Origin of the sequence: Aeromonas genomosp. paramedia, assembly GCF_023093515.1 — a bacterium.
Lineage (GTDB): Bacteria > Pseudomonadota > Gammaproteobacteria > Enterobacterales > Aeromonadaceae > Aeromonas.
Genome location: NZ_JAAROG010000020.1, coordinates 141686 through 154392, shown reverse-complemented (window position 1 = coordinate 154392; position 12707 = coordinate 141686). Strand labels below are relative to the sequence as shown.

The following is a 12707-nucleotide window of genomic DNA, read 5'->3' as shown; positions in this document are numbered from 1 at the left end:
ACATCATGAATGACGACCTGGATATCAAGTCCCTGGTTGCCGACCTTCGCGTGGTCAGGGTCCGCTATGAACTGCCAGATACCTCGGCTTTCGTGCGTTATCAGCCCGCCTATGACGAGGATCCCAACAACCTGCAAGTCCATCACTACGATGGTGAGCTGCCGCTCTCCTGCAGTGACACAGGTTCTTTCAGTCTAAAGGAGTTGGTGAACGAATTGCGCTACGCCTATGTGCTGGTGCACCTCTTCCCTGATGAGAGCGCCATGAACTTCTACCTGGCCGGTCTGGACAATGGCCTGGCCCAGCTCGAGTTCATCGGCGGCTCCTATGACTTCAACCGGCTCTGGATCACCAGCGGGGTCTCCAGTCTGGGGGTGCCCATGGCCATCTTCCTCGGCAAGCGCCACGCCGTGAACGGCCAGCCTTCGGTCACCCTGGTGGATCACCGCGAGCGGGTGGCGGGTCGACTGGTCTATCGCGCCATCGGTGGTGCGGGGGATCACGTGGGTGAAGATTTTTTCAACAATGACTAAGGAGGCCAGATGAGAGCAACCAAAGGGCTTTTGAAAGGCCTCAATCCCACCATGGCCATGACGGCCCTCACCGTCGTGACCCTGTTCCTGCTGTTCGGGGTGTTTGACCCGGATACCGCGGGAACCTGGTTCACCGGCGCCAAGGACACCATCATCGCTGGCTTCAAGTGGTACTACATCCTGGTGGTCGCCCTGTTCCTGTTCTTCGCCGTCTACCTGATGTTCAGCCGCTTTGGCAGCATTCGACTGGGCGACGACGACCAGGTACCGGAGTTCGGCTACTTCGCCTGGTTCTCCATGCTGTTCAGCGCCGGCATGGGCATAGGCCTGGTGTTCTGGAGCATCGCCGAGCCCATGTATCACCTGCAGGGCAACCCCTTCGTCACCGAGGGGATGACGCCGGAAGCGGCCCAGATGGCCATGCGCCTCACCTTCTTCCACTGGGGTCTGCACCCCTGGGCCATCTATGTGATCGTCGGCCTGTCGCTGGCTTTCTTCAGCTACCGCCGCAAGTTGCCGCTGGCCATTCGCTCCGTGCTCTACCCCATTCTCGGCGAGCGGATCTACGGCTTCTGGGGCCATGCCGCCGACGTGCTGGCGGTGTTCGGTACCGTATTTGGGGTGGCCACCTCCCTGGGGCTTGGCGTCTCCCAGATGAACACCGGCCTCAATCAGATGTTCGGCATGGAAGTCTCCCAGCACAGCCAGCTCTGGCTCATCGGCGGCATCAGCCTGATCGCCACCCTGTCGGCCATCTCCGGCGTGGGGCGCGGGGTGAAGATCCTCTCCGAGCTCAACATCTGGCTGAGCGCCTTCATCCTCGCCCTCTTCCTGGTGCTGGGGCCGACCACCTACATCCTCAACGCCTATGTGCAGAACATCGGCGATTACCTGCAGAACATCGTCAAACTGAGCTTCTGGACCAACACCGAGGCCAACGGCACCTCGGCCTGGCAATCGAGCTGGACCGCCTTCTACTGGGGCTGGTGGATAGCCTGGGCCCCCTTCGTCGGCATGTTCATCGCCCGCATCTCCAAGGGGCGCACCATTCGTGAGTTCGTGCTCGGCGTGCTGCTGGTGCCCTCCCTGCTCGGCATGTTCTGGCTCACCGTGTTCGGCGGTACGGCCATGCATCTGGAGCTGTTCGGCGGCGGTGGCGTGGTGGCGGCAGTCAACCAGGACGTGACTCTGGCGCTCTACAAGACGGTGGAGCTGCTGCACTGGGAGACCTTCGGCTGGATTGCGAAAGGGGTGTTGACCCTGCTCATCTGCACCTACTTCATCACCTCCAGCGACTCGGGCACGCTCGTGATTACGACGCTGCTCTCCATCGGCGATCAGGATCCTCCCGTATTGCACCGCGCCATCTGGGGACTGGGTCAGGGGCTGGTGGCGGCCATCTTGCTGGTTTCCGGCGGCCTAGCGGCCCTGCAGGCGGCCAGCATCATAGCCGCGCTGCCCTTCTCGCTGATCATGCTGGCCATGTGCTATTCGCTGATGCAGGGGCTCAAGCAGGAGAGCCAGCACCAGTTCGAATACCGGCAGAAGCTCAAGCGCCATCCCGGCTCGGTCAATCTGAGCCTGCTGGATCGCATAGGTCCGGGTTGATGGCAGGTTAAGGCAAACGAAAGGGGAACCTCGCGGTTCCCCTTTTTTCATGCCTGAGCGGCGGCCGGTGCTTACAGCATCTGCTTGAGGCGATAGAGCAGGTCCAGCGCCTGGCGGGGGGTGAGCTCGTCCGGGCGCACCGCTTCCAGCTCTTCCACCACCGGATGGGGTTGTGGGGCGAGAGCCACCGGAGCCGGACGGCTTTCACCGGCGGCCACCGGGGTGGCGCTCTCCAGCTCGTGCAGTTTGTGGCGGGCCTGTAGGATCACCGATTTCGGTACCCCCGCCAGCGCCGCCACCTGCAGGCCGTAGGAGCGGCTGGCCGCCCCTTCCTGCACTGCGTGCATAAAGGCGATGGTGTCGCCGTGCTCAACGGCATCGAGATGGACGTTGGCCAGCCCGCTCATCAGCTCCGGCAAGCGGGTCAGCTCGAAGTAGTGGGTGGCGAACAGGGTGTAGGCGCCAATCTTGCTCGCCAGCTGTTCGGCGCAGGCCCACGCCAGCGAGAGGCCGTCGTAGGTGCTGGTGCCGCGGCCAATTTCGTCCATCAGCACCAGACTGCGGGCGGTGGCGTTGTTGAGGATGTTGGCGGTCTCGGTCATCTCCACCATAAAGGTGGAACGGCCGGAGGCGAGATCGTCCGACGCCCCGATCCGGGTAAAGATGCGGTCGATGGGGCCGATGCGGGCGCTGTCGGCGGGCACGAAGGCGCCGATATGGGCCAGCAGCACGATGAGCGCGGTCTGGCGCATATAGGTGGATTTACCGCCCATGTTGGGGCCTGTGATGATCAGCATCCGGCGTTCCCGCTCCAGCCGGATGGGGTTGGCGATGAAGGGGTCTGTCATCACCTGCTCCACCACCGGATGGCGTCCCGCCTCGATCAGGATCTGATCCTCGTCGATAAGCGTCGGGCAGCGGTAGTCGAGGGTCTCGGCCCGCTCAGCCAGATTGGCCAGCACGTCCAGCTCCGCCAGCGCGGCGGCGGATTCTTGCAGATCGCCGAGGTGGGGCAGCAGGGCGTCGAGCAGCTCTTCATAGAGTCGCTTCTCCAGTGCCAGCGCCTGAGCCTGGGCGGTGAGCACCTTGTCCTCGTATTTCTTCAGCTCGTCGATGATGTAGCGTTCGTTGTTCTTGAGGGTCTGGCGGCGGATGTAGTGAGCCGGCACCAGATGGCTGTTGGCGCGGCTCACCTCGATATAGAAGCCGTGCACCTTGTTGTAACCCACCTTGAGGGTGTTGATGCCGGTCAGCAGGCGCTCACGCTCCTCGATGCGGGCGAGGCTGGCGGTGGCGCCGTTGGCCAGATCCCGCAGCTCGTCCAGCTCCTGATTGAAGCCGTCACGGATGACGCCGCCATCGCGGATAAGCACTGGCGGCACCTCCATCACAGCGCGCTCCAGCAGGTCGAGCAGCTCGGGGAAGGTGCTGGCGCGCTCGCGCAACTGCTGCACCGCTTCGTGCTCGTTGTCCGCCAGCAGGCGCTGCAACTCGGGCAGCTGGGCGAAGGCCTGACGCAGGCGGGTGAGGTCGCGGGGGCGGGCCGAGCGCAGGGCCAGACGGGCCAGCACCCGCTCCACATCGCCCACCTGGCGCAGCAATCCGCCCAGCTCGTCATAGAGGTTCTGCTCGATGAGCTCCTTGATGGTGCTCTGGCGACCTTTGAGGATCACCCGATCGCGGATCGGCTGGTGGATCCAGCGCTTGAGCAGCCGGCTGCCCATGGGGGTGGCGGTGCGATCCAGCACCTCGCTCAGGGTATTTTCGTAGCCACCGGCCAGATTCTGGGTCAGCTCTAGATTGCGGCGGGTGGCGGCATCCATGATGACGGCGTGATCCGGCTGCTCCAGGCGCACGCTGCGGATGTGGGGCAGGGCGGTGCGCTGGGTGTCTTTCACGTACTGCATCAGGCAACCGGCGGCGCAGAGCGCTGTCTCGCTCTGCTCGACCCCAAAGCCCACCAGATCCTGGGTGCCGAATTGCTGGCAGAGCAGCTTGCGGGCAGTGCCCAGTTCGAACTCCCACTCCGGGCGGCGGCGCAGGCCGCGGCGACCCTCGACGTGGTGCAGGAACTCGAAGGATTCCGGGTAGAGCAGCTCCGCCGGATTGGTGCGTTGCAGCTCCGCCAGCAGGGTCTCTTCTTTCTCGAACTGGTTGATGAAGAAGCGGCCGGAGCCGATGTCCATGGTGCCGTAGCCGAAGCGGCGGCCATCGTGGTATACGGCGGCGATCAGGTTGTCCTGCCGCTCGCTGAGCAGCGCCTCGTCGGAGACGGTGCCCGGGGTGATGATGCGAATGACCTTGCGTTCCACCGGCCCCTTGCTGGTGGCGGGATCCCCCACCTGTTCGCAGATGGCGGCGGATTCACCGAGCTGCACCAGCTTGGCCAGATAGCCCTCGATGGCGTGATAGGGGACGCCCGCCATGGGAATGGGGCTGCCCGCGGACTGGCCGCGCTTGGTCAGGGAGATGTCGAGCAGTTGGGACGCCTTGCGGGCATCGTCGTAGAACAGCTCGTAGAAGTCGCCCATCCGGTAGAACAGCAGGATCTCCGGGTTCTCGGCCTTGAGGCCAAGGTACTGCTGCATCATGGGGGTGTGGGCGCTCAGGTTGGCGCTGGTGGCTTGGTGCTGTGCTGTCATGTTCTATTCCAGAAGGTGCTCTTGCGGGCAAGCGTCTGCCGTAATGGGTCTGAATCTGGTGGCCATTCTACATGGTCGGGCCGAGATGGTGAGGGGTTATCTCGCGTTGGGGAAGGCTGTCCTGAGGTTTCAGGGGGTGGGTGACGTTGGTAGGCCATCACCGGGATCAGAAGCTAAGGGGAGGGTGGGGCGCGAGGCGTGCGGGAGTAAGGGGCAAGATCCCCGCCATCAGCGCGGGGATTGGCATCACAGAAACGGGAGCCGTCTCTCAATACATGGCTTCGTTGCCACTGAGCATCTCGTGCAGCTTGGTTTTCTGCTCCGGGGTCAGCACCTTGCTGACTTCGAACAGGTAATGGGCACGATAGTAGCGAGCCTCGGCCTGCACGTTGCTGATGGTCTGCAACTGCTTCTTGGCGGCCGCTTCGTCCCACTTGCCGGTCTTGATCATGTTGATGATGACGTCCTGACCGATGGCGTCGAGCTTGACCGCGCCGAGCTCCTTGGCCGCCTGCTCACGCAGGCTCTTGATCTGCTCAACCTGTGCGGTGGAGAGGTTCAGCTCTTGCGCCAGTGTGGTCTCGCTCTGCAGCTCCGGGGTGCTCTCGGCGGCGAAGGTGTTGGTGGCAAAACAGATCGCCAGGGCAGTCATGGCGACTTTAAATTGATGCTTCATCTGCTTTCTCCAGTATCCAAAAAGATAGAAACCGCATACATGGCGGTGCCTGCAGATTATAGGAAGCCCCATGTACTGGAGCTTAAGCGCGGGCGACTTGCCGCTGTGGTGCGTTAGCCCGGCAGGGCCATGCCGGTCGGTCGCTGACGCAGCCGGTCCCGGGTCGGTTGCTCGCGATTCGGGGCAACTGCATAATGACCCCCATGTTTCCCCCGCAAGGGGCCAGAGAGGGCATGATGATGGGGCTTGAGGCAGAGATCGACCGTTTATCCCGGGAGCTCGGCGAGGCATTGCAGGCAAGAGGCTGGCTCGCCGCCACGGCGGAGTCCTGTACCGGGGGCGGCGTCGCCACGGCCATCACGGATATTGCGGGCAGCTCAGGCTGGTTCGACCGCGGCTTTGTCACCTACACCAACGAAGCCAAGCAGCAGATGCTGGGGGTGAGCATCGACAGCCTGCTGCGCCATGGCGCCGTCAGCGAGGCCGTGGTGCTGGAGATGGCCAGAGGGTGCCTGGCCCGTTCGGATGCTGGGATCTGCGTCGCCATCAGCGGTATCGCCGGGCCCGGTGGCGGCAGTGACGACAAGCCGGTCGGCACCGTCTGGTTCGCCTGGGCGGATCGCTCGGGCCGTCATCACTCCCTGCTCGCCCGCTTCGATGGCGACCGCCATCAGGTGCGCCAGCAGGCGGTCAGACAGGCCTTGTCCGGACTGCTGGCCCTGCTCAGATAAATTGGGCTTGATACTGTATGCATAAACAGTATACTTAGCCCAACTTCACTTCTACATCACGATTCCCAGCGGAGATTGGCATGGATCAGAACAAACAGAAGGCACTGGCGGCTGCGCTGGGCCAGATCGAAAAGCAGTTTGGCAAAGGCTCCATCATGCGTCTGGGCGACAGCAAGACCATGGACATCGAAGCCATCTCCACCGGCTCCCTCTCCCTGGACGTGGCGCTGGGCATCGGCGGTCTGCCGTGCGGTCGTATCGTCGAGATCTACGGCCCGGAATCGTCCGGTAAAACCACCCTCACCCTGCAGGTGATCGCGGAAGCCCAGAAGAAAGGCAAGACCTGTGCCTTCGTCGATGCGGAACACGCCCTCGACCCCATCTATGCCGCCAAGCTGGGGGTCAACGTCGACGACCTGCTGATCTCCCAGCCGGATACCGGTGAACAGGCCCTGGAAATCTGCGACATGCTGGTGCGCTCCAACGCCGTTGACGTCATCATCGTCGACTCGGTGGCAGCCCTGACGCCGAAAGCGGAAATCGAAGGGGAGATGGGTGACTCCCACGTTGGCCTGCAGGCCCGCCTGATGTCCCAGGCTCTGCGCAAGCTGACCGCCAACATCAAGAACGCCAACTGCCTGTGCATCTTCATCAACCAGATCCGGATGAAGATCGGCGTCATGTTCGGCAGCCCGGAGACCACCACGGGTGGTAACGCGCTCAAGTTCTACGCCTCGGTGCGTCTGGATATCCGTCGCATCGGCGCCATCAAGGAAGGTGACGAAGTGGTCGGTAACGAGACCCGCGTCAAGGTAGTCAAGAACAAGGTGGCCCCGCCCTTCAAGCAGGCCGAGTTCCAGATCTTCTACGGTGCCGGCATCTCCAAGGAGGGCGAACTGGTGGATCTGGGCGTCAAGCACAAGCTGATCGACAAGGCCGGTGCCTGGTACAGCTACAACGGCGAGAAGATCGGTCAGGGCAAGGCCAACGTGATGAAGCTGTTCGCCGAGAACAAGGTGATGGCTGCCGAGGTGGAAGCCCGCCTGCGTGAGCTGCTGCTCTCCGGTGCCGTACCGGTCGAGAAGCCGGTGGCCGCGGTCGCCGAAGAGTTTGAAGACGAAAGCGAACAAGAGTTCGAATAAGGAACAAGGAAGGCCGGGTTGATACCCGGCCTTGTCATTTATGGTCGATGAATCCTCCCCCGAACCCGTTGAACTCTCCTTTGAAGAACTGTTTGCCGCCGCCCGCGCCTTTGCCATGCGCAGTCTGGCTCGCCGCGAGAGCGCCGAGTCGGAGCTGGCCAAGCGGCTGCGGCTGCAGGGCTTCAATGAAGAGGTGATCGAGGCGGTTGTCGAGTATTGCCGCGGTTACAACTGGGTCAATGACGATCGTTACGGCGCCATGGCGGTGCGGGCTGGTGCGGCCAAGGGCCATGGTCCCATCAAGATCCGCTTCGATCTGCGCCGCAAGGGGCTGGACGATATGCAGATAGACGCCGCCTTCGACCAGCCGGAGCTGGACTGGTTCGAGCTGGCGCTCGCCCTGCTGGCACGGCGTGCCAGCGTCGCCGATCTGGCCGATTTCAAGCTGCGGATGAAATGGCTCAAGTACCTGCTTGGGCGGGGCTTTACCCAGGATCAGGCGCGTTACGCCATCTCTGCCCTGCAGCAGGGGGAGGAATAAAGGGCCGGTGCTGGTCATGGCGCCATGCGTGTTCCTGCACCGTGCGCTGATAAGAGAGGGCCTTTTCCCTGTTTTATTCTGTTTCTGATGGCCGCGGCACCATGATCCGCCACCCAGCCGACTCCCCTTTCAGCCTGCTCCTGTACGGCGTCCTGCCGCTGCCCCGTCCATTGGGGGCTTTTTCACCCGTGACGGGCCCGCGCGTTTTACTTTACCCCGCAGAAAACTTACATTATTGCGATTAAAAGTCCGTATCCGAATCAAGCAGGATTTTCCATGTATATGTCCACGTCAGAGTTACGCGCAGCGTTTCTCGAGTATTTCCGCTCCCAGGGGCACCAAGTTGTCTCCTCCAGCTCGCTGGTGCCGCACAACGATCCGACCTTGCTGTTCACCAACGCAGGGATGAACCAGTTCAAGGACGTGTTCCTTGGCGCAGAGAAACGTGCCTACAACCGCGCGACCACGGCCCAGCGCTGTGTACGGGCCGGCGGCAAGCACAATGACCTGGAAAACGTCGGCTATACCGCTCGTCACCACACCTTCTTCGAGATGCTGGGCAACTTCAGCTTCGGTGACTACTTCAAGCAGGACGCCATCCGTTTTGCCTGGGAATTCCTGACCGGTACCCTCAAGCTGCCCAAAGAGCGCCTGCTGGTGACCGTCTATGAAACGGACGACGAAGCTTTCAACATCTGGGCAAACGAGATCGGCGTGCCGGTCGAGCGCATCGTACGCATCGGCGACAACAAGGGGGCCGCCTTTGCCTCCGATAACTTCTGGCAGATGGGTGACACCGGTCCCTGCGGTCCTTGCACCGAGATCTTCTACGACCACGGCGATCACCTCTGGGGTGGCCCTCCCGGCTCACCGGAGGAAGACGGCGACCGTTTCATCGAGATCTGGAACGTGGTCTTCATGCAGTTCAACCGTCAGGCTGACGGCACCATGGAGCCGCTGCCCCGTCCGTCCGTGGACACCGGCATGGGCCTGGAGCGCATCTCCGCCATCATGCAGGGGGTGCACTCCAACTACGAGATCGACATCTTCCAGGCGCTGATCAAGAAGGCCGCCGAGATCGTCGGCACCGAGGACCTGAGCAATCAGTCCCTGCGCGTCATCGCCGACCATATCCGCTCCTGCGCCTTCCTGGTGGCTGACGGCGTCATGCCCTCCAACGAAGGCCGTGGCTATGTGCTGCGCCGCATCATCCGCCGCGCCGTGCGCCACGGTCGCAAGCTGGGTGCCACCGAGATCTTCTTCTACAAGCTGGCCGCCGAGCTGGCGGTGCAGATGAAGGACGTGGCTGCCGAACTCATCGCCCAACTGCCGCTGGTCGAGCGCGTGCTGCGCATCGAGGAGGAGCAGTTCGTCCGCACCCTGGACAGGGGGCTGCTGCTGCTCGAAGAGGTGCTGGCGAACCTGGGGGATGCCAAGGTCATCCCGGGGGAGGTGGTGTTCAAGCTGTATGACACCTACGGTTTCCCGGCAGATCTCACCGCCGATGTGGTCCGCGAGCGCGAGATCGGTATCGACGAGGAAGGCTTCAAGGCCGAGATGGAGAAGCAGCGCGCCCGTGCGAAGGAGGCCTCCAGCTTCGGTGTGAACTACAACGAGGTGTTGAAACTCGATTTCGAGACCCCATTTACCGGTTACAAGCAGCTGAGCCAAACGACTCAGGTGGTCGGCATCTACAAGGATGCTGTCGAAGTGAGCGGGCTGATCGCCGGTGAAGAAGCGGTGATCGTGCTGGCCGAGACCCCCTTCTACGCCGAATCCGGTGGTCAGGTGGGCGACAGCGGCATTCTGAAAGTGGATGACGGTATCTTCGCCGTGACCGACACCCAGTATGCGGGCAATGCCATCATCCACAAGGGCTATATGGAGCTGGGTACCCTGGAGAAGGGCGCCGAGGTGGAAGCCGTGGTCGACGGGGAGCGCCGTCAGGCCGTGGCCCTGAACCACTCGGTCACTCACCTGCTGCATGCGGCCCTGCGCCAGGCGCTGGGTGATCATGTGACCCAGAAGGGCTCCCTGGTCGGGGCGGAGCGCATGCGCTTCGACTTCTCCCACTTCGAAGGCCTGACCATGGCGACCATTCGCCGGGTCGAGGAGCTGGTCAACGCCCAGATCCGTGCCAACCACGATGTCGTCACCCAGGTGATGGATCTGGAGGCGGCCAAGGCCGCTGGCGCCATGGCGCTGTTTGGCGAGAAGTATGAAGAGGACGTGCGTGTCGTGCGCATGGGCGACTACTCCACCGAGCTGTGTGGCGGTACTCACGCCAAGCGTACCGGTGACATCGGCTTCTTCAAGATCATCGCCGAGAGCGGTGTTGCCGCCGGGGTGCGCCGCATCGAAGCGGTGACCGGCAAGGGCGCCATCGATTTCATGCACCAGCTGGCAGAGCAGTTTGAAGAAGCCGCGGCCCTGGTGAAAGGTGACCAGTTCTCCATCGGCAGCAAGGTGCGCCAGCTGCTGGACAAGTCCAGGATGATGGAACGCGAGCTGGAGCAGCTCAAGGCCAAGCTGGCCGCTCAGGCTGGCAGCGACCTGCTGAGCCAGGTGATCGAGATCAAGGGCCAGAAGGTGCTGATCGCGGCGCTGGACGGTGCCGATCCCAAGTCCCTGCGCGGCATGCTGGACGAGCTGAAGAACCGGATGAAGTCCGGTGTCGTCCTGCTGGCAACCAGCAGCGAGGACAAGGTCAACCTGATCGCTGGCGTGACCAACGATCTGACCGCCAAGGTAAAGGCCGGCGAGCTGGTCAACCTGGTGGCCCAGCAGGTGGGTGGCAAGGGCGGTGGCCGTCCTGACATGGCCCAGGCGGGTGGTACCCAGCCTGAAGCGGTGCCGGCGGCCCTGCAATCCGTTCACTCCTGGCTGGAAGAGCGCCTGTAAACGGGCGAGGTGATCTGTGGCACTCTATGTACAGAAGTACGGCGGCACCTCGGTCGGCACGCTGGAGCGGATCGAGGCGGTGGCTGATCGCGTTCAGCTGAGCCGCGCCCAGGGGCATGATGTGGTGGTGGTGGTGTCCGCCATGTCGGGCGAAACAAACCGGTTGCTGGGCATGGCCCAGCAGCTGGATCCGGATGCCAACCGGCGCGAGATGGATGTGCTGGTCTCGACCGGTGAACAGGTCACCATAGCGCTGCTGGCCATCGCGTTGAACAAACGGGGTTGTCCTGCGGTCTCAATGACCGGTGATCAGGTTCGTATCCACACTGATTCCGCCCATGGCAAGGCGCGCATCACCCAGATCGACACCGAGCAGGTTCAGGCCGAGCTGGGTGCGGGCAAGGTGGTGGTGATCGCCGGCTTCCAGGGCCGTGATGAGCACAACGCCATCACCACCCTGGGGCGAGGTGGTTCGGACACCACGGCGGTTGCCGTGGCGGCCGCCATCAAGGCCGATGAATGCCAGATCTTTACCGATGTGGATGGGGTCTATACCACGGATCCGCGCATCGAGCCCAAGGCACGCCGCCTCTCCACCATCACCTTTGAGGAGATGCTGGAGATGGCGAGCCTGGGGGCCAAGGTGCTGCAGATCCGTTCTGTGGAATTCGCGGGCAAGTACCGCGTACCGCTGCGGGTGCTGTCGAGTTTCGTCGACGGAGAGGGAACCTTAATCACATATGGAGGTGAGAGGATGGAAGCACCCCTGGTATCCGGCATTGCGTTCAATCGCAACGAGGCCAGCCTGACCATTCTGGGAGTGCCGGACAGGCCGACTGTGGCCGCGCAGATCCTGAATCCGATCAGCGATGCCAACATAGATGTCGACATGATAGTGCAGAACACCATGGGGGATGGCACCGCCGACTTTACCTTCACGGTGAATCGCGATGACTATCGCCGGGCTCGCGCCCTGCTGGAGGAGACCGCCACCGAGCTGGGGGCCGCCTGCGTGCAGGGCAACGGGGAGATCGCCAAGGTCTCCATCGTCGGGGTCGGCATGTGGAATCATCCCGGGGTCGCGCGCACCATGTTCAAGGTATTGGGCGAGGAGGGGATCAACATGCAGTTGATCTCCACCTCTGAAATCAAGATATCCGTGGTGATTGACGAGAAGTACCTGGAGCTGGCCGTGCGTTCGTTGCACTCAGCGTTCGGGCTGGATAATGAGCCTCATGAGCAGCCCTTGGGGAACAATCCCTGATTGATTTAGTTTCAACCATTTACCATATCGGTATCTTTGTAAGATAATGGCGCATATCGATATAAATACAAAACAGGATACAGGAGCAAGCGAATGCTTATTTTGACTCGTCGTGTAGGGGAAACCCTGATGATCGGTGACGAAGTGACAGTCACCGTGCTGGGCGTTAAGGGTAACCAGGTTCGTATCGGTGTGAACGCACCCAAAGAGGTCTCCGTGCACCGCGAAGAGATCTACATGCGGATACAGGCCGAGAAAGTACCGGGCCAACCGAATTTCTAAGCCATTCCATTGGCAGCCTCAAGGCGACATCTCAGGTGTCGCCTTTTGTTTTTCCGGGCCCTGCAAATCGGCTTGCGAGGCGCGGAACCAGGGGGTAAGTGTCGATATTGCTTGAATATTCCACGCTTTGACCAAATGCTGAGCGAACACGCTGTTTTCTCCAAAAAAGTGTTTGACTAAAAATCCCTGTGAAGTATTATCAGCCCCGCAAACGGAGAGGTGGCCGAGAGGCTGAAGGCGCTCCCCTGCTAAGGGAGTATGCGGCTTATACCCGCATCGGGGGTTCGAATCCCCCCTTCTCCGCCATTTTGCGCCCGTAGCTCAGCTGGATAGAGTACCTGGCTACGAACCAGGTGGTCAGAGGTTCGAATCCTCTCGGGCGCACCA

At 62.0% G+C, this 12707-nt stretch carries 10 protein-coding genes and 2 tRNA genes; 10 read left to right on the top strand and 2 right to left on the bottom strand.

The features are described from left to right. Window positions 1-5 precede the first annotated feature (5 nt). A complete protein-coding gene (locus tag HB860_RS16275; RefSeq protein WP_025325616.1) occupies window positions 6-533 on the top strand; it encodes a hypothetical protein in 528 nt (175 codons plus the stop codon). 9 nt (window positions 534-542) lie between these two features. Next, the gene (locus HB860_RS16270) at window positions 543-2141 is read left to right on the top strand and encodes a BCCT family transporter (RefSeq protein ID WP_139438696.1); all 1599 of its coding nucleotides are present in this window, start codon (window positions 543-545) and stop codon (window positions 2139-2141) included. Between the two features lie 71 nt (window positions 2142-2212). On the opposite strand, the gene mutS is transcribed toward HB860_RS16270, so the two are convergent. Together mutS and HB860_RS16260 are read right to left on the bottom strand one after the other, a co-directional pair. Further along, entirely contained in the window at window positions 2213-4783 is a 2571-nt protein-coding gene (mutS, locus tag HB860_RS16265) for a DNA mismatch repair protein MutS (RefSeq protein WP_247627296.1), read from the bottom strand. A gap of 268 nt (window positions 4784-5051) precedes the next feature. Beyond that, complete coding sequence (locus tag HB860_RS16260) at window positions 5052-5459, bottom strand: Spy/CpxP family protein refolding chaperone (RefSeq protein WP_236661740.1); 408 nt, start codon at window positions 5457-5459, stop codon at window positions 5052-5054. Window positions 5460-5698: 239 nt separating this feature from the next. Here HB860_RS16260 and pncC point away from each other — a divergent pair, with 239 nt between their 5' ends. From pncC to HB860_RS16220, 8 genes are all read left to right on the top strand, one after another. Then, a complete protein-coding gene (gene pncC / locus HB860_RS16255; protein WP_202047579.1) occupies window positions 5699-6190 on the top strand; it encodes a nicotinamide-nucleotide amidase in 492 nt (163 codons plus the stop codon). 80 nt (window positions 6191-6270) lie between these two features. Continuing rightward, a complete protein-coding gene (gene recA, locus HB860_RS16250) occupies window positions 6271-7332 on the top strand; it encodes a recombinase RecA (RefSeq protein ID WP_005324574.1) in 1062 nt (353 codons plus the stop codon). 40 nt (window positions 7333-7372) lie between these two features. Then, window positions 7373-7873 (top strand): regulatory protein RecX, encoded by a 501-nt coding sequence (locus tag HB860_RS16245; RefSeq protein ID WP_139438832.1) that lies wholly within the window; start codon window positions 7373-7375, stop codon window positions 7871-7873. A 276-nt stretch (window positions 7874-8149) separates the two neighbouring features. Further along, complete coding sequence (gene alaS, locus HB860_RS16240) at window positions 8150-10774, top strand: alanine--tRNA ligase (protein WP_247627295.1); 2625 nt, start codon at window positions 8150-8152, stop codon at window positions 10772-10774. A 16-nt stretch (window positions 10775-10790) separates the two neighbouring features. Next, complete coding sequence (locus HB860_RS16235; protein WP_202047460.1) at window positions 10791-12038, top strand: aspartate kinase; 1248 nt, start codon at window positions 10791-10793, stop codon at window positions 12036-12038. Window positions 12039-12131: 93 nt separating this feature from the next. Continuing rightward, entirely contained in the window at window positions 12132-12320 is a 189-nt protein-coding gene (gene csrA / locus HB860_RS16230) for a carbon storage regulator CsrA (protein WP_005315760.1), read from the top strand. A gap of 213 nt (window positions 12321-12533) precedes the next feature. Next, window positions 12534-12626 (top strand) — tRNA-Ser (locus HB860_RS16225). A 4-nt stretch (window positions 12627-12630) separates the two neighbouring features. Further along, window positions 12631-12707: transfer RNA gene (locus HB860_RS16220), tRNA-Arg, on the top strand.

Bases quoted from the DNA above. Each gene is read 5' to 3' on its own strand.
- HB860_RS16275 (WP_025325616.1), top strand. From the start codon at position 6: ATGAATGACGACCTGGATATCAAGTCCCTGGTTGCCGACCTTCGCGTG.
- HB860_RS16270 (WP_139438696.1), top strand. From the start codon at position 543: ATGAGAGCAACCAAAGGGCTTTTGAAAGGCCTCAATCCCACCATGGCC.
- mutS (WP_247627296.1), bottom strand. From the start codon at position 4,783: ATGACAGCACAGCACCAAGCCACCAGCGCCAACCTGAGCGCCCACACC.
- HB860_RS16260 (WP_236661740.1), bottom strand. From the start codon at position 5,459: ATGAAGCATCAATTTAAAGTCGCCATGACTGCCCTGGCGATCTGTTTT.
- pncC (WP_202047579.1), top strand. From the start codon at position 5,699: ATGGGGCTTGAGGCAGAGATCGACCGTTTATCCCGGGAGCTCGGCGAG.
- recA (WP_005324574.1), top strand. From the start codon at position 6,271: ATGGATCAGAACAAACAGAAGGCACTGGCGGCTGCGCTGGGCCAGATC.
- HB860_RS16245 (WP_139438832.1), top strand. From the start codon at position 7,373: ATGGTCGATGAATCCTCCCCCGAACCCGTTGAACTCTCCTTTGAAGAA.
- alaS (WP_247627295.1), top strand. From the start codon at position 8,150: ATGTATATGTCCACGTCAGAGTTACGCGCAGCGTTTCTCGAGTATTTC.
- csrA (WP_005315760.1), top strand. From the start codon at position 12,132: ATGCTTATTTTGACTCGTCGTGTAGGGGAAACCCTGATGATCGGTGAC.